The sequence below is a fragment of the Dactylosporangium sp. NPDC006015 genome, assembly GCF_040614215.1.
GTDB classification, from domain to species: domain Bacteria; phylum Actinomycetota; class Actinomycetes; order Mycobacteriales; family Micromonosporaceae; genus Dactylosporangium; species Dactylosporangium maewongense.
Map to the genome: position 1 here is coordinate 1 of NZ_JBEXUD010000024.1, position 15,509 is coordinate 15,509.

At 71.7% G+C, this 15,509-nt stretch carries 14 protein-coding genes and 1 tRNA gene; 12 read left to right on the forward strand and 3 right to left on the reverse strand.

Translation table 11 applies throughout. The features are described from left to right. From ABZ321_RS34075 to ABZ321_RS34085, 3 genes are all read left to right on the forward strand, one after another. Positions 1-1,073 (forward strand): phospholipid carrier-dependent glycosyltransferase (locus ABZ321_RS34075; protein ID WP_354899053.1); only part of this gene is annotated, 1,073 nt, incomplete at its 5' end. Between the two features lie 99 nt (positions 1,074-1,172). Then, complete coding sequence (locus ABZ321_RS34080) at positions 1,173-2,357, forward strand: PP2C family protein-serine/threonine phosphatase (protein ID WP_344503877.1); 1,185 nt, start codon at positions 1,173-1,175, stop codon at positions 2,355-2,357. A 75-nt stretch (positions 2,358-2,432) separates the two neighbouring features. Further along, on the forward strand, positions 2,433-2,873 hold the full coding sequence (locus tag ABZ321_RS34085; protein WP_344503876.1) for a MarR family transcriptional regulator: 441 nt from the start codon (positions 2,433-2,435) through the stop codon (positions 2,871-2,873). A 539-nt stretch (positions 2,874-3,412) separates the two neighbouring features. Here the strand turns inward: ABZ321_RS34085 and ABZ321_RS34090 are convergent. After that, positions 3,413-4,606 carry a hypothetical protein gene (locus ABZ321_RS34090; RefSeq protein ID WP_344503874.1) on the reverse strand — a complete coding sequence of 398 codons (1,194 nt, stop codon included), beginning with the start codon at positions 4,604-4,606 and terminating at the stop codon, positions 3,413-3,415. A 70-nt stretch (positions 4,607-4,676) separates the two neighbouring features. Here ABZ321_RS34090 and ABZ321_RS34095 point away from each other — a divergent pair, with 70 nt between their 5' ends. The 5 genes from ABZ321_RS34095 (at position 4,677) to ABZ321_RS34115 (ending at position 9,655) form a co-directional block, all read left to right on the forward strand. After that, the gene (locus ABZ321_RS34095; RefSeq protein WP_344503872.1) at positions 4,677-5,534 is read left to right on the forward strand and encodes a TatD family hydrolase; all 858 of its coding nucleotides are present in this window, start codon (positions 4,677-4,679) and stop codon (positions 5,532-5,534) included. Beyond that, positions 5,531-6,397 (forward strand): 16S rRNA (adenine(1518)-N(6)/adenine(1519)-N(6))-dimethyltransferase RsmA, encoded by an 867-nt coding sequence (rsmA, locus tag ABZ321_RS34100; RefSeq protein ID WP_344504026.1) that lies wholly within the window; start codon positions 5,531-5,533, stop codon positions 6,395-6,397. The genes ABZ321_RS34095 and rsmA overlap by 4 nt, the downstream gene beginning before the upstream one ends. 64 nt (positions 6,398-6,461) lie before the next feature. Continuing rightward, positions 6,462-7,361 carry a 4-(cytidine 5'-diphospho)-2-C-methyl-D-erythritol kinase gene (locus ABZ321_RS34105; protein ID WP_344504025.1) on the forward strand — a complete coding sequence of 300 codons (900 nt, stop codon included), beginning with the start codon at positions 6,462-6,464 and terminating at the stop codon, positions 7,359-7,361. Next, positions 7,362-9,164, forward strand: a complete 1,803-nt coding sequence (locus ABZ321_RS34110; RefSeq protein WP_344503871.1) for an ABC-F family ATP-binding cassette domain-containing protein — start codon at positions 7,362-7,364, stop codon at positions 9,162-9,164. Between the two features lie 20 nt (positions 9,165-9,184). After that, positions 9,185-9,655, forward strand: a complete 471-nt coding sequence (locus ABZ321_RS34115; protein WP_344503870.1) for a DUF4383 domain-containing protein — start codon at positions 9,185-9,187, stop codon at positions 9,653-9,655. Between the two features lie 52 nt (positions 9,656-9,707). Here the strand turns inward: ABZ321_RS34115 and ABZ321_RS34120 are convergent, their stop codons facing one another. Together ABZ321_RS34120 and ABZ321_RS34125 are read right to left on the reverse strand one after the other, a co-directional pair. After that, positions 9,708-10,310 (reverse strand): TetR/AcrR family transcriptional regulator, encoded by a 603-nt coding sequence (locus ABZ321_RS34120; RefSeq protein ID WP_344504024.1) that lies wholly within the window; start codon positions 10,308-10,310, stop codon positions 9,708-9,710. A gap of 88 nt (positions 10,311-10,398) precedes the next feature. Next, positions 10,399-11,361: an acyl-CoA desaturase gene (locus ABZ321_RS34125; RefSeq protein ID WP_354899060.1), complete on the reverse strand. Its 963-nt coding sequence runs from the start codon at positions 11,359-11,361 to the stop codon at positions 10,399-10,401. 207 nt (positions 11,362-11,568) lie between these two features. Between ABZ321_RS34125 and ABZ321_RS34130 the strand changes: the two genes are divergently transcribed. The 4 genes from ABZ321_RS34130 (at position 11,569) to ABZ321_RS34145 (ending at position 15,155) form a co-directional block, all read left to right on the forward strand. Continuing rightward, a tRNA-Gln gene (locus ABZ321_RS34130) sits at positions 11,569-11,643 on the forward strand. Positions 11,644-11,687: 44 nt separating this feature from the next. Continuing rightward, positions 11,688-13,157, forward strand: coding sequence for a bifunctional UDP-N-acetylglucosamine diphosphorylase/glucosamine-1-phosphate N-acetyltransferase GlmU (gene glmU, locus ABZ321_RS34135; protein ID WP_344503868.1), 1,470 nt, complete (start codon positions 11,688-11,690; stop codon positions 13,155-13,157). A gap of 35 nt (positions 13,158-13,192) precedes the next feature. Then, positions 13,193-14,173: a ribose-phosphate diphosphokinase gene (locus ABZ321_RS34140; protein ID WP_344503867.1), complete on the forward strand. Its 981-nt coding sequence runs from the start codon at positions 13,193-13,195 to the stop codon at positions 14,171-14,173. A gap of 346 nt (positions 14,174-14,519) precedes the next feature. After that, positions 14,520-15,155, forward strand: a complete 636-nt coding sequence (locus ABZ321_RS34145) for a 50S ribosomal protein L25/general stress protein Ctc (protein ID WP_344503866.1) — start codon at positions 14,520-14,522, stop codon at positions 15,153-15,155. Positions 15,156-15,509: the final 354 nt, after the last annotated feature.

Genomic DNA, 15,509 nt, shown 5'->3' on the forward strand with positions numbered 1-15,509 from the left:
TCCTCTCGCGGGCCGCGCTGCTGGACATCTTCCTCATGTTCTGGATCGTGGTCGCCTTCTACTTCCTGGTCCTGGACCGCGAGCAGCGGCGCGCCAAGTGGCTGGCGGCGCTGGAGCGCGGCGTCGACCCGAGCCGCCCCGGCCCGGCCAACCGGCCCCGCCTCGGCGTCCCCTGGTACCGGCTGGCCAGCGCCGTCTCGCTGGGCCTCGCGTGCGGCGTCAAGTGGAGCGCGCTGTGGTACGTGCTGCTCTTCGTCGCGCTGACCCTGATCTTCGACATCAGCGCCCGCCGCGCGGCCGGGTCGCGGCACAGCGTCCGGGACGGCATCCTCGACGACGGCCGCTGGATGGTCGTCATGGTGGGTCTCGCGCTGGTGACGTACCTCGCGACCTGGACCGGCTGGTTCCTGTCCGACGACGGCTACTTCCGGCACTGGTACGCGCAGGCGAACGGCCGTCCGAGCGACCGGCCGATCATCGACCCGCTGCTCAACCTGTGGCACTACCACCACGAGGCGTACAAGTTCCACACCGGGCTGAGCTCGAAGCACCAGTACCAGTCGTGGCCGTGGATGTGGCTGCTGCTCGGCCGCCCCGTGGCGTTCTACTGGAACACCGACGGCCCGTGCGACGCGAGCAGCTGCGCGTCGGAGATCCTGCTGCTCGGCACGCCCGTGCTGTGGTGGTCGTTCCTGCCGGCGCTGCTGGCGCTCGGCTGGCTGGCGATCGCCCGCCGCGACGGCCGGGCCTGGCTGATCATGGTCTGCGCCCTGGCCGGCATCGTGCCGTGGTTCCAGTCGATGCCCGAGCACCGCACGATGTTCTACTTCTACGCGCTGCCCGCCGAGCCCTTCCTGGTCCTCGCCGTGGTGTACGTCCTGGGTGCCATCATCGGACCCCCGCGGCACGTCAAGCCCGCCAGCGACCACCGGCTGATCGGTTCGATCGTCGCAGGTGCATATGTTTTGCTCGTAGCGGCATGTTTCGCCTATTTCTACCCGATCTATAGTGGAATGGACATTACGTACACCGAATGGTTCTCCCGGATGTGGCTCGGCTCTCGCTGGGTGTAACTCCGACGGGAGCCTGGGTATCACCTGACTCGACAGACTGCCTTATATTATTTGCCGCACGGCAAGCAAAGGCTTCGGTCGCGGATGGTGAAGGGTCACATGTCCGGCGTTGGCTCCATCGAGAAGGCTTTGCGCACCGCCCCACCGGATCGGTTGGTGGAGGTGCTCGACGCCCACCTGAGCGCGTCACACGGGACGAAGAGCAGCACCGTGTGGCTCGCCGACTACCGCTCGACCTCGCTGTCCCCCAGCGGCGTCGAGCCTGACGGCACGGACGACCTGCTGACGTCGGCCACCAGGGCGTTCGCCAGCCAGACGGTCGTCGTGGACGCCCGCGAGGGGCAGTCGCTGGCCCGGCTGCACCTGCCGATCACGGCGTGGGGCGAGCGCGTCGGCGTGCTCAGCGTGGTGCTGGACGCCGACCGGGCGCAGCAGGCGCGGGAGGGGCTGCGCGAGCTGGCCGGCACCTTCGCCGTGGCGTTGCAGGCGGTGTACCGGCGGACCGACCGCTACCACATGGACCGCCGCCGCAACGGCAGGCTGACGATGGCCGCCGAGATGCAGTGGGACCTCCTGCCCGCCCGGGGCTACGACCAGCCCGGCGTGAAGCTCGCCGGGCAGCTGGAGCCCGCGTACGCCGTCGGCGGCGACCACTTCGACTGGTCCATCAACGGCGACTGGCTCACCGTCACCGCCCTCAACGGGATGGGCACCGGCCTGGATGCCGCGCTGCTCACCACCCTCGCCGTCAACGCGATGCGCAACGCCCGGCGGTCCATCCCCACCGGCCTCAGCGCCCCCGGCGACCTCGCCGACCAGGCCGTCCTCGCCGCCGACGCGATCTATTCGCAGTACGGCGGCACCCGCCACGTGGCGACCCTCCTGCTGTCGCTCAACCTCGCCACCGGCGACCTGCGCATCATCGACGCCGGCTCGCCCCGCATGCTCCTGGTCCGCGGCGGCCAGGTCCGCGACATGGTCCTCGACCCGCAGCTGCCGCTCGGCATGTTCGGCGACACCAGATACGTCGAGGAGCAGGAGCGTCTCCAGCCCGGTGATCGCGTCTTCATCGTGAGTGACGGTGTGCACTCGGCTACCCGGCCGAACGAGGCCGCGTACGGTGAGCGGGAGTTGAGCCGTGCCATACGATCGACCCGGTTGCAACCACCGGCCGAGGCGATCAGCAGCGTCATGCGGAGCCTGCGCGACTATCATGCAGGCGCCGAGCTCGCCGACGACGCGCTGATCGTCTGCCTCGACTGGTCGCCCAGAGCCGACCCGTGATCCCCGCGAACCCCGGAGGACGACGTGCGGACCCGACCCTCACCGCACCCGGCTGGCAGTGACGACGCGGCCTCGATGGCCGCTGCCCTGGTCGACGCCGCGGGCCAGGCACTGGTGCTCGCCACCAGCGCCGCCAACGACAACTCCGGCGTGTCCGCCGCCCAGCTCCGCGTCCTGGGCGTCGTCGACCAGGCCGGCTCGATCAACCTGACCCAGCTGGCGATCGCGCTGCACACCGCCCCGTCGTCCGCCAGCCGCCTCTGCGACCGCCTCGAGGCCGCCGACCTGCTGCGCCGCACCAACGACGACCGCGACCGGCGCGAGGTCTGGCTGGTGCTCACCCCCACCGCCCGCCGCCTGCTCGACGGCCTGGGCCGCCAGCGCCAGGAGACCATCGCCGCCGTCCTGCGCCGCATGTCCCCGGATGACCGGGCCGCCCTGGTCCAGGGCCTCCAGTCCTTCTCCCACGCCGCCGGCACCCCCGTCGCCGACTCCTCCAAGGCCCAGGCCAGCTAGCGCTGCAATTCCCCCACCGCTGCCGCGGCGGGGCCCGGCGGGGATTCTCACCCGCGGCCCCAATGCGCCGCTCCGCGACGCACTGCCCGCGCCGAGACGCGTGGCAGGCCAAGCGACGCATACGCGCCGCATCCGGTGGGGACCGGCCGTCGCGAGTGCCCGGCTTGATCCAAGGACAGATCTGGCCGCCCGCACAGCCACGATTGTCCTTGGATCACGTGGTCAAGCCCCGCGACGGCACTGCCGCCTGGTCCGGGCGCCGGTGCTGCGTCCGCCGCCATGATCCATGGACAGATCCGGCTGTGTCCGCGGCCAGGGTTGTCCTTGGATCACATGGTCAAGGTCAGCGTCGGTGCTGGTGCTGCGTCCGCCGCTGTGATCCATGGACGGATCTGGCTGTGTCCGCGGCCAGGGTTGTCCTTGCCGCTTGGTCTGTCTCGCGCCATAGCGCGGGCAGTGCGTCGCGGGGCGGCGCATTGGGGTCGCGGGTGGGAATTCCCGCCCGGGCCCGCCGCGGTAGCGGTGGGGGAATTACAGCGTCACAGGTCGAACCAGTGGTCTTCCTCGCGGGCGTCGGTGACCTCGGCGCCGGGGGCCCAGGCCTCGTAGAGGCCGCGCTCCACGCAGTGGGCGCCCAGGCGGGCCACCGCGTCGCCGTCGGGGCGGCTCAGGCGCAGGCGCAGCCAGTCGCCCTCCTCGCGGATGACGGTGCAGGGCGCGTCGCGCCAGGTGGCGGAGGGGACGCGGCGGGCCAGGGCGTCCAGCGGGTAGCGGGCGGCGCGGGTCTTCGCCGCGACCCGGAACTCGCCCGGCGGGTCGACGATCGCCTCGTAGACGTTGTCGCGGTAGCGGCCGACGTACCGGCTCAGGGGAGTGGTGGTCGGGAAGTACTCCTGGTCGGCGGCGATCGTGTCGGGCAGGAGGTGGCGCCACTGCGGGCCGTGCATGCGGCTCCACGCGCGCTGCTCCGGTAAGTACGTGTAGAGCGTCACCTCGGTGCCGTCGCTGGTGTAGGCGACCAGGGACGTGTTCGCCGGGACGGGGAGCTCGGCCAGGTCGCGGGTCACGAACTCGGGCACGATGTGCCGACCGCTCGGGCTGAAGCCGGTGCCGATGACGGGGGAGCCGAGGCGGTCGTGCGGTGGCATCGAGACCAGGCCGCCGTACGAGTCGGCGAAGGGCACGTCGTAGTCCCACGGGTCCACGGCCCGCCAGCGGATCGCGAAGACGACGTCTTCGGGGGAGGAGGACGAGCTGAGGATCGCCAGGTCCTGCGGGGTGCGCAGGTGGGCGACGTCGAAGGCGCGGTAGCAGAAGCCGCTGATCGGCCAGCCGCGCAGGTGGCCGCCGAGCTGCCGGCCCGTCAGGAACTTGATCATGCGGGTGCCACGGCGGACCGCGGCCGTGCGGCGGATCGGGGCGATCCACTCGGCGGCGGACGGGGTCTGCGTGAGCTTGTGCAGGCCGGTCCAGTCCAGCGTGCGGGTGACGGGCATCAGCAGCGGCTCGTCCTCGTACACGGACAGGCCGCCGGCGACGACCTCCGTGACGTGCACGAAGCGGCGGAACGGCCAGCGGGCGCCCGGCCGCGGGTTGGGCAGGAAGCCGGGAGCGGGCTGCGTCGCGTACACCTCGAACGCCGCGCCCTGCGCGATCTCCTCGGCGGGGTAGGTGGTCCCGTCGAGCGTCACGCTGTGGGTCGCGGACCCTGCCGTATGCCCGATGACTGTCACCTTCGCGACGCTAAGACCGCCTGGTGAACGAATCGTGAACGAGGAACCGGAGGTGGCATGCTTATGGCCGATGAGTGCGAGAAAACACAGCCGGCAGGGGGAGTTTCCCCCTGCGCCGGAAGCATTGCCGGTCGCGGTGCTGGACAGCCACACCCATATCGACATCACCCTGGAGGGTGACGGACAAAACGGGCCGTCGACGGTCGCGGAGGCGCTGGACCGGGCGAAAGCCGCCGGGGTCGACCGCCTCGTGCAGGTCGGCGTCGACGTGGAGTCGTCGCGGTGGGGTGTACAGGTGGCCGAGGAGCACCCGGACGTGGTGGCGACCGTCGCGCTGCACCCGAACGACGCGCCGCGGCAGGCCGACCTGGACGGCGCGCTGCGGGAGATCGAGCGGCTCGCCGCCCATCCGCGGGTCCGTGGGATCGGCGAGACCGGGCTGGACTACTTCCGCACCGGCGACGACGGCCGCAAGGCCCAGCACGAGAGCTTCCGGGCGCACATCAGCATCGCCAAGCGGTACGGCAAGACCCTCGTCATCCACGACCGCGACGCGCACGACGACATCCTGCGGGTCCTCGACGAGGAGGGTTCGCCCGACCAGGTCGTCCTGCACTGCTACTCCGGCGACGAGGCGTTCGCGCGGGAGTGCCTCGACCGGGGGTACCTGCTGAGCTTCGCCGGCACGCTCACCTTCGGCAACGCGAAGGACCTGCGCGCCGCGGCCGCGATCACGCCGCTGGACGGGCTGCTGGTGGAGACCGACGCGCCGTTCCTGACCCCGGTGCCGTTCCGCGGCCGGCCCAACGCCAGCTACCTGATCCCGCTGACCGTCCGGGCCCTGGCCGAGGTGGCCGGGCACGACCTGGACACGCTGTGCGCCGCGATCTCGGCAAACGGCACCCGAGCGTTCGGCGAATGGCGATGACGCTGCTCGGCCCGGCGGAGATCCGGGAGCTGGCCGCGGAGCTGGGCGTGCGGCCCACCAAGCAGCTCGGGCAGAACTTCGTCCACGACCCCAACACCGTCCGGCGGATCGTGCGCGCCGCCGAGCTGAGCGCCGACGACGTCGCGCTGGAGGTCGGTCCGGGCCTGGGCTCGCTGACCCTGGGCCTGCTGGAGGTGGCGGACAAGGTCTGCGCGGTGGAGATCGACCCGGTGCTCGCGAAGGCGCTTCCGGCCACCGTACAGCGGTTCGCTCCCGAGCAGGCCGGGCGGCTGCACGTGATCGAGGGCGACGCGCTGCGGGTCGACGTCGACCAGAAGCCGACAGCGCTGGTGGCGAACCTGCCGTACAACGTCGCCGTGCCCGTCGTGCTGCACCTGCTGGCCACGCTGCCGTCGCTGCGCAAGGGCCTGGTCATGGTGCAGAAGGAGGTCGCCGACCGGCTCGTCGCGGGTCCGGGCAGCCGCGTCTACGGCGTCCCGAGCGTGAAGCTCGCCTGGTACGCGACGGCGAAGCAGGCCGGCAAGGTGCCGCCGAGCGTCTTCTGGCCGGTGCCCAACGTCGACTCGGGTCTCGTCGCGTTCACCCGGCGGGAAACACCGCTCGAGGAAACCGGCGACGCGGAGGCCGGCAGGAAGGCGACCTTCGCGGTCGTGGACGCGGCCTTCGCGCAGCGCCGCAAGACGCTGCGGGCCGCCCTGGCGGGCTGGGCCGGCGGGCCGGACGCCGCCGAGCGGATCCTGCGGGCGGCCGGCGTCGACCCCGGCGCGCGGGGAGAGCAGCTCACGGTGCATGACTTCACCCGTATCGCGAGCCAGCGGCAGGCGCAGCCGTCGCACGGGTAGGGTGCACCACGTGACCGAGCCGCTCTTCTCCGAAGACGACGACGAGGAGTTCGACCGGCCGCGCCTGGCCGCGCACGGACCGGTCCGGGTCCGCGTGCCCGCGAAGATCAACCTCCACCTGCACGTCGGTGCCGCGCGTCCGGACGGGTTCCACGAGCTGACCACCGTCTATCACGCGATCGGGCTGTACGACGAGATCACCGCCCGCCGCGGCGACACGCTGACGCTCACCATGGAGGGCGAGGGCACCGGGCAGCTGTCGCTCGGCGAGGACAACCTCGTCATCCGGGCGGCGCGGGCCCTGGCCGCCGAGACGGGCCACGACGCGCACGCCAGGCTGCACCTGAAGAAGCAGATCCCGATCGCCGCGGGCCTGGCCGGCGGCAGCGCCGACGCGGCCGCCGCGCTGGTCGCCTGCGACCAGCTGTGGGGGACCGGGCTGTCCCGCGACGACCTGGCCGGCATCGCCGCGACGCTGGGCTCCGACATCCCGTTCCTGGTCCTGGGCGGCACCGCGCTGGGCACCGGCCGCGGCGAGCTGGTCAGCCCGATCCTGACCGGCGGGCACGCGTGGCACTGGGTGCTCGCCGTCGCCGAGGAGGGCCTGTCGACCCCCACGGTCTACAAGACGTTCGACGAGCTGGGCGCGCAGAGCGAGGCGGGGACGCCCGACGGGTTGCTCGCCGCGCTGCGGCAGAAGGACCCCGACGTGCTCGCCGAGCACCTCGCCAACGACCTGCAGGCCGCCGCGCTGCACCTGCGGCCCGAGCTGCGGGGGGTCCTGGACGCGGGGCTCGACGCCGGCGCCCTGGCCGGGCTCGTGTCCGGCTCCGGCCCGACCGTGGTCTTCCTGGCCGAGGACGCCCGGCACGCCGCGCTGCTCGCGGCCGACCTGGAGGCCACCAACTGCTGCCGCGCGGTGCGCACCGCCGTCGGTCCCGTGCCCGGAGCGAGAGTGCTGTAGATGGCCAACATCATCAACCTGGACAAGGTCGGCAAGACGTACCCGGCGGGGCGGATCTTCGACGAGGTGTCCCTCGGCGTCGACGACGCCGACCGTATCGGCGTCGTCGGGCTCAACGGGGCCGGCAAGACGACCCTGCTGCGGATGCTGACCAAGGCGGAGGAGCCCGACGAGGGCCGCGTCACACACCGGCGCGACCTGCGGGTGTCGGCGCTGCCGCAGAACCTCGACCTGCCGCCGACCGCCACGGTCCGCGACGTCATCATCGGCACCGCCTGGCTGCCCGCCGCGTTCGCCGCGGAGCACGAGTGGGCCGGCGACGCCGGCGTCCGCACCGTCCTCAACGGGCTCGGCATGCCGCATCTCGGACTGGACGCGCCCGTCGGGCCGATGTCCGGCGGCGAGCGGCGCCGCATCGCGATCGCCGCGCTGCTGGTGCGCCCCGCCGACCTGCTGATCCTCGACGAGCCCACCAACCACCTCGACGTCGCCGGCATCGCCTGGCTGGCGCGGCACCTGCTGCAGCGCCGCGGCGCGCTCATGGTCGTCACCCACGACCGGTGGTTCCTCGACGCGGTCTGCACGACCACGTGGGAGGTCGCCGACGCGACGGTCCGCGCCTACGAGGGCGGCTACGCGGCCTGGACCCTGGCCCGGGCGGAGCGGCTGCGGGTCGCCGCCGAGGCCGAGTCCCGCCGGCAGAACCTGCTTCGCAAGGAGATCGCCTGGCTGCGGCGCGGCCCGCCGGCCCGCACCAGCAAGCCGAAGTTCCGCATCGACGCGGCCAACGCGCTCATCGCCGACGTGCCGCCCGCCCGCGACACGGTGTCGCTGCAGCGGCTCGCCGTCACGCGGCTGGGCAAGCAGGTCTACGAGCTGTCCAAGGTGGACCTGCGGGCCGGCGAGCGGACCCTGCTGTCCGAGGTGGACTGGCTGGTGGGGCCGGGCGACCGGATCGCGATCCTCGGCGCCAACGGGGCCGGCAAGACGACCCTGTTGCGGGTGCTGGCGGGTGTACGGGACCCCGACGGCGGGCGGCTCCTGCGGGGCAGCACGGTGCGGGCCGCGTTCCTGTCGCAGGAGCTCAAGGAGCTGCCGTCGGGCCTGCGGCTGCTGGAAGCGGTCGAGGAGGTCGCGAAGCGGGTCAAGCTCGGCGACCGGGAGCTGACCGCGGCGCAGCTCGCGGAGGTCTTCGGCTTCAGCGGCGCCCGGGTCTGGACGCCGGTCGCGGACCTGTCCGGCGGTGAGCGGCGGCGCCTGCAGCTGCTGCGCCTGCTCGCCACGGAGCCCAACGTGCTGCTGCTCGACGAGCCCACCAACGACCTCGACATCGACACCCTGGCGGCGCTGGAGGACCTCCTGGACTCGTGGCCGGGCACGATCGTGGTCGCCAGCCACGACCGTTACCTGGTCGAGCGGGTCGCCGACGTCGTCTACGGCATGTTCGGCGACGGGAACCTCGTCCACCTGCCCGGCGGCGTCGACGAGTACCTGGAGCGCATCGTCGGGGCCGAGGAGGGGTTCGGCACCGGCACCGCCCCCGCGGCGTCGGCCGGCCGGGAGAAGGCCGCTGACCTGCGGGCGTCGGACAAGGACGCCCGGGCCGCGAAGAAGGAGCTGTCGAAGCTGGAGCGCAGCATGGACCGGCTGACGCAGAAGGAGGCGGCGCTGCACGCCCAGCTGGCGGAGCACGCCACCGACTACACCAGGATCACCGCTCTGGACGCCGAGCTGCGCGCGGTACAGGAGGAGAAAGCGCTCATCGAGGAGCAATGGCTCGCCCTCGCCGAGATCGCGGGATGACCCGGCCCTAAGATACGGTCATGGCCGCTCACTTTCCGATCAACCACCACCTCCGGCCCCTGTACCGGCTGCTCTGCGTCGTCGCCGGTCTCTACATGCTGGTCTTCGGCGTGGTCGGATTCGTCCAGACGTCGGGTAACCAGTTCACCGGCATGGACGGAGCAGAGTGGGTCCTGGGGCTGCGCACCAACCCCGCCTTCTCGCTGCTGTCGCTGGCCGCGGGGGTCGTCGTCCTCGGCGCGAACCTCGTCGGGCGCAACCTGGCGCACTACGTCAACCAGCTCGCCGGCATCGTGCTGACCGTGGTCGGTATGGCGTCGCTCGCGCTGATGCAGACCGAGGCCAACATCTTCGCGTTCTCGATGGTCAACGTGATCGTCACGTTCATCCTCGGGGGCATCACCGGCACCGCCAGCCTCTACGACCGGGTCGGCAGCGCCTCGGCGGCCGACGCCGAGGAGCACCTGCGGCACAGCCCCCGCACCGCCTGAGCCACTGACAGCGAAGCGGCGCCCCGGACCCGTCCGGCGCGCCGCTTCCGCGTCATCTGCCCTGGCCGGTGACGAGCGTGGGCTTGCCCTCCATGTTGGACAGCCCGTTCCAGGCCAGGTTGACCAGGTGCGCCGCGACGACCTCCTTGCGCGGCTTGCGCACCTCCAGCCACCAGCGGCCGGTGAGCGCGACCATCCCGACGAGCGCCTGCGAGTACAGCTCGGCGAGCTTCGGGTCGAAGCCGCGGCGCTTGAACTCCGAGCCGAGGATGTGCTCGGCCTGGTGCGCCACGTCGTTGAGGACGCTCATGAAGTTGCCGGTCGGCGACATCACCGGCGACTCGCGGACCAGGACCCGGAAGCCGTCGGTCTCGTGCTCGATGTAGTCGAGCAGGGCGAGGGCCGCCTGCTCGAGCAGCTCGTGCGGGTGGCCGCCGGTCAGCGCGTTGGTGAGCCGGTCCAGCAGGTTGCGGACCTCGCGGTCCACGACCACCGCGTAGAGGCCCTCCTTGCCGCCGAAGTGCTCGTAGACGACGGGTTTGGAGACCTTCGCGCGTGACGCCACCTCCTCGATGGAGGTGGCGTCGAACCCCCGCTCCGCGAACAGCGCCCGCCCGATGGCGATCAGCTGCTCGCGGCGCTGGGCGGCGGACATCCGCACCCGTGACTTCGGCAGGGCCGGCGGCGGTGGCGGGCTCTTGCGCTGGACGTGCGGGATTTCCTCCGGAAGGTCGGTCACCCGCTCATCGTGCCAGCCGTTTGGCGTCCAGCCTGTCCCGCTTCGGCCACCGCACGTCCGTGGCCCAGCCGAACTTCTCGAAGAGCCAGATGAGCCGGGCGTTGATGTCGATCTGGCCCTTGTCGACCCCGTGCCGGGCGCAGGTCGGGTCGGCGTGGTGCAGGTTGTGCCAGCTCTCGCCGAAGGACAGGATCGCCAGGGGCCAGAAGTTGCTGGCCTTGTCGCCCTCGCGGGTCTCGAACGGGCGCTCGCCGTAGACGTGGCAGATCGAGTTGATCGACCAGGTGACGTGGTGCAGCAGGCCGATCCGCACGATGCCGGCCCAGAAGAACGCCGACAGCGCACCCTGCCACGACCAGGTGACGAGGCCGGCGATGATCGCGGGCAGCGTCGCGGACAGCGCGACGATCACCGGGAAGAGCTTGTCGATGCGGCGGATGTCCTTGTCGGCCAGCAGGTCGGGGGCGAAGCGCTCCCGGTTGGACAGCTCGCGGTGGAACAGCCAGCCCACGTGGGCGTAGAAGAGGCCCTTGAGCAGGCCGCCGAACGACTCCCCGAAGCGCCACGGCGAGTGCGGGTCGCCCTCCCGGTCGGAGAACGCGTGGTGGCGGCGGTGGTCGGCGACCCACTGCGTCGGGCTGCCCTCGATCGCGGTGCTGCCGGCGATGGTCAGTGCGATGCGCAGCCCACGGTTGGCCTTGAAGGCGCCGTGGGTGAGGTACCGGTGGAAGCCCGAGCCGATGCCGAGCCCGCCGATCACGTAGAAGACGGTGCCGAGCGCGACGTCGAGCCAGGCGAGTCCCCATCCCCAGGCGACGGGGACGGCCGCCAGCAGGGCGGCGAACGGCAGGACGACGAATCCCCAGAGGGCGATCAGGATACCGGCGCTCTGGCGCCCCTCGGTCAGGGCTTTTGGCCCGCGCTCAGGGGTCTGACCAGGGACGGGATCGAGCAGTACAGCGGACATGCTACCTCTCAGGGATCGACGCTACGCCTACGTCACCGTAACTTACGGAAGCGTAGGTTCGCCAGATTGGCTCTGTGTCAAGCCGATTACCCGCGGTTTTATGTGATCTTCGTCCGCAAACATCGGCTGACCCGCCGAGAGGGTGAGGGGAACCGGCCTCGATACGAGCCGGATCGACGCGACCGGTAGGCTGCACAGGCAGATCTTTGGGGTGTGGGGTAACGGCAGCCCGCAGGCCTTTGGAGCCTCGCAGTCCAGGTTCGAATCCTGGCACCCCAGCCACCTGACTACGATGAGGCGCACCGACACCGTCGAGGAGCGCGCCCGTGCGAAACGTGATCATCCTGGCCGCCGGCGAGGGAAAGCGGATGAAGTCCGCCCTGCCCAAGGTGCTGCACCCGCTGCTCGGCCGGACCCTGGTGGGCCACGTGCTCGCCGCCGCCGAGGAGGCGATCGGAGGCGCCGCCACCGTGGTCGTCGGCCACGGCGGTGAGCTGGTCCGGGCCCACCTGGAGCAGATCGCGCCGGCCGCCGTGCCGGTCACCCAGATCGAGCAGCGCGGCACCGGTCACGCGGTGCGCATCGCGCTGGAGGAGACGCCCGACCTCACCGGCACCGTGGTCGTGCTCAACGGCGACATCCCGCTGCTGCGCGCGGAGACCCTCAGCGCGCTCGTGCACACGCACGAGAGCACCAAGGCCGCCGCGACCGTGCTGACCGCGGAGGTCGACGACCCCACCGGCCTGGGGCGCATCGTGCGCAACCGGGGCGGCGAGTTCGCGGCCATCGTCGAGGAGCGCGACGCCACGCCCGCGCAGCGGGGCATCCGCGAGATCAACTCCGGGGCCTACGTGTTCGACGCGGAGCGGCTGCGCGAGATGCTCGGCAAGCTCTCCACCGACAACGACCAGGGCGAGGAGTACCTCACCGACGTCATCGGCCTGCTCTCCGCGGCCGGCGCGCCGATCGTCGCCCACCGCGCCCCGGACGCCACCGAGACCCTCGGCGCCAACGACCGCGCCGAGCTCGCCGGGCTGCGGGCGCTCATGCGGGACCGGATCAACGACGAGTGGATGCGCTCCGGGGTCGCGATCATCGACCCGGCGACCACGTGGATCGACGTCACCGTCACCCTCGACCGGGACGCGGTCGTCGAGCCCAACACGCACCTGCGCGGCGCGACCCGCATCGGCGAGGGCGCGGTCGTCGGCCCCGACACCTCGCTCATCGACGTGATCGTCGGCGAGGGCGCGACCGTCGTGCGGACCCACGCCCTGTCCTCGGAGATCGGGCCGCAGGCGTCGGTCGGCCCGTTCGCCTATCTGCGCCCCGGCACGCGGCTCGGCCGCAAGTCGAAGGTCGGCACGTTCGTGGAGACCAAGGCCGCCGACATCGGCGACGGCGCGAAGGTGCCGCACCTGTCCTACGTCGGCGACGCCGAGATCGGCGAGGGCACCAACATCGGCGCCGCGACCGTCTTCGTCAACTACGACGGGGTGCAGAAGCGCCGGTCGGTGATCGGCGCGCACGCCCGCACCGGCGCCGACAACATGTTCGTCGCCCCGGTGCACGTCGGCGACGGCGCCTACACCGCCGCCGGCAGCGTGATCGTCAAGGACGTGCCACCCGGCGCACTCGGCGTCTCCCGGGCCAACCAACGCAACATCGAGGGCTGGGTGGAGCGCAAGCGGCCTGGCACAGCCGCCGCGCAGGCCGCGCGCGACGCCCTCGCACGTGAAGAAAACCACGTCGCGCCCGCCTCGGTGGCCGATGCGGGGCCATCCGACGAACAATGAGCCCAACCACGAGATCGGGAGCGGGCGAAACCCACATGGCCAGCATCAGTTCGGAGAACCGCAAGAACCTCATGCTCTTCTCCGGCCGGGGTTTTCCCGCGCTCGCTGAAGAGATCGGGGCGGTGCTCGGCGTCGAGCCGACGCCGATGGACGCCTACGACTTCGCCAGCGGCGAGATCTTCATCCGCTACCGGGAGTCGGTCCGCGGCTCCGACGCGTTCGTCGTGCAGTCGATGGTCGCCCCGATCAACGACTGGCTCATGGAGAGCCTGATCATGGTGGACGCGCTCAAGCGCGGCTCGACCAAGCGGATCACGGTCGTCCTGCCGTTCTACCCGTACGCGCGGCAGGACAAGAAGCACCGCGGCCGCGAGCCGATCTCCGCCCGGCTCGTCGCCGACCTGCTCAAGACCGCCGGCGCCAACCGGATCCTCACCGTCGACCTGCACACCGCGCAGATCCAGGGCTTCTTCGACGGCCCCGTCGACCACCTCTTCGCGATGAACACCCTCGCCGACCACATCGACGCCAAGTACGCCGGGCGCCCGATCACCGTCGTCGCCCCCGACTCCGGCCGGGTGCGGGTCGCCGAGCGCTGGACCGACCGCCTCGGCGGCTGCCCGCTCGCGTTCATCCACAAGACCCGCGACCCGCTCAAGCCCAACCAGGTGGTCGCCAACCGGGTCGTCGGCGAGGTCGAGGGCCGGGTCTGCCTGATCGTCGACGACATGATCGACACCGGCGGCACGATCGTCAGCGCCGCCGACATCCTCTTCCAGGAGGGAGCCGCCGACGTCATCGTCGCGGCCACCCACGCCGTGCTGTCCGACCCGGCCTGCGAGCGCCTCGACGCCAGCCGGATCAGCGAGGTCGTGGTGACCAACACACTCCCCCTCCCGAACGACAAGAAGGTCGACAAGATCACCCAGCTGTCGATCGCCCCGCTGCTGGCCCGCGCCATCCGCGAGGTGTTCGACGACGGGTCGGTCACGACCCTTTTCGGCGGTCTGTCCTGATCCTCCCCGGGCTTTCCTGGTCTTTTCCAGGGCCCTGCGGCCCGTCCGGTTGACACAGGCGCGTGATCTGCACAACCGGACGGGTGCCGTGTGAGGGTGCCCGGAGGTCTCGGGTAAGCTAGTGCGGTTGCCACGGCGAGGGTGCTCCAAGGGCCGGGCGTGCGTTCCAGCGACCATCGCGGAAGCGGTCTTCGCGGGATCGGCATGACGGCCATCGGGCTCCGTGATCGACGCGGTGCTCCGGGCCTGTGCCCCGTGCGCCTCCTCGCCCGTGCGCCGCACACGACAACTGTTACCGGTCGCGCCGGCCGGTGCCCGCCGCACAACCGCATCAGGAGTTTTTGCCGTGTCCGAGGTAAAGATCAGCGCTGAGCCCCGCACCGAGTTCGGCAAGGGTGGTGCCCGCCGCACGCGCCGGGCCGGCAAGGTGCCCGCCGTGCTGTACGGCCACGGCGAAGCGCCCCGCCACATCGCCCTCCCCGCCCGCGAGTTCGCCGCCGCCATCCGGCACGGCGGCAAGAACCAGATCTTCAACATCGAGATCAACGGCGGCGGCACCGCGCTCGCCCTGCCGAAGGCCATCCAGCGCGACCCGATCAAGGACATCTACGAGCACGTCGACCTGCTCATCGTCCGCCGTGGCGAGAAGGTCACCGTCGAGGTCCCGGTCCACCTGACCGGCGAGGCCGCCCGCGACACCCTCGTCATGGTGGAGAGCACCACCCTGGCGATCCTGGCCGACGCGACCAAGCTGCCCGAGTTCATCGAGGCCTCGATCGACGGCCTGGAGGCCGGCAACCACGTCACCGCCGGTGCGATCAAGCTCCCCGCCGGTGCCGAGCTGGCCGCCGACCCGGAGAGCATCGTCGCCGTCATCAGCGCCGCCCCGACCGCCGAGGCGCTCGAGGGTGAGACCGCTGAGGCCGCCGTCGAGCCGGCCGCCGAGGCCGCCGAGGCGACCCCGGAGCCGGCCGACGCCTGAGCCCCACCGCTCCAAAGGCCGCGGGCGCCCCAAGGGCACCCGCGGCCGCTGTCTGAGCGGACCCCGGCCCAGCACAGCGCACCCGGCCCACCGCGACCCTGATGTCGCAAGGACCGATCCACGTGCGCCGGCCGCTCCCTGCCCCCCCGCCGCCATCTCACCGAGCCTGGCCCTCGCGGCTGCGAGCCTGGCTGTAAGCGCACTCGCCGCCAGCGACCTGTGTCGTGCGGAGACTTGGCCGTGGCCGAGAGACCGGACTGTGGCCGAGGGGCTCGGCTGTGGCTGTGGGACTTCGGCCGTGGGTGGCTGGCTGTAGGCGCTTCCGGCGCCCGTGACCGGCAGTCCGCCGTGACC

Excerpts from the sequence above, each read along its gene's own strand:
- ABZ321_RS34080 (WP_344503877.1), top strand. The coding sequence starts at position 1,173 with ATGTCCGGCGTTGGCTCCATCGAGAAGGCTTTGCGCACCGCCCCACCG.
- ABZ321_RS34125 (WP_354899060.1), bottom strand. The coding sequence starts at position 11,361 with ATGTCCGCTGTACTGCTCGATCCCGTCCCTGGTCAGACCCCTGAGCGC.
- ABZ321_RS34085 (WP_344503876.1), top strand. The coding sequence starts at position 2,433 with ATGGCCGCTGCCCTGGTCGACGCCGCGGGCCAGGCACTGGTGCTCGCC.
- rsmA (WP_344504026.1), top strand. The coding sequence starts at position 5,531 with ATGACGCTGCTCGGCCCGGCGGAGATCCGGGAGCTGGCCGCGGAGCTG.
- ABZ321_RS34095 (WP_344503872.1), top strand. The coding sequence starts at position 4,677 with ATGAGTGCGAGAAAACACAGCCGGCAGGGGGAGTTTCCCCCTGCGCCG.
- ABZ321_RS34110 (WP_344503871.1), top strand. The coding sequence starts at position 7,362 with ATGGCCAACATCATCAACCTGGACAAGGTCGGCAAGACGTACCCGGCG.
- ABZ321_RS34115 (WP_344503870.1), top strand. The coding sequence starts at position 9,185 with ATGGCCGCTCACTTTCCGATCAACCACCACCTCCGGCCCCTGTACCGG.
- ABZ321_RS34140 (WP_344503867.1), top strand. The coding sequence starts at position 13,193 with ATGGCCAGCATCAGTTCGGAGAACCGCAAGAACCTCATGCTCTTCTCC.
- ABZ321_RS34120 (WP_344504024.1), bottom strand. The coding sequence starts at position 10,310 with ATGTCCGCCGCCCAGCGCCGCGAGCAGCTGATCGCCATCGGGCGGGCG.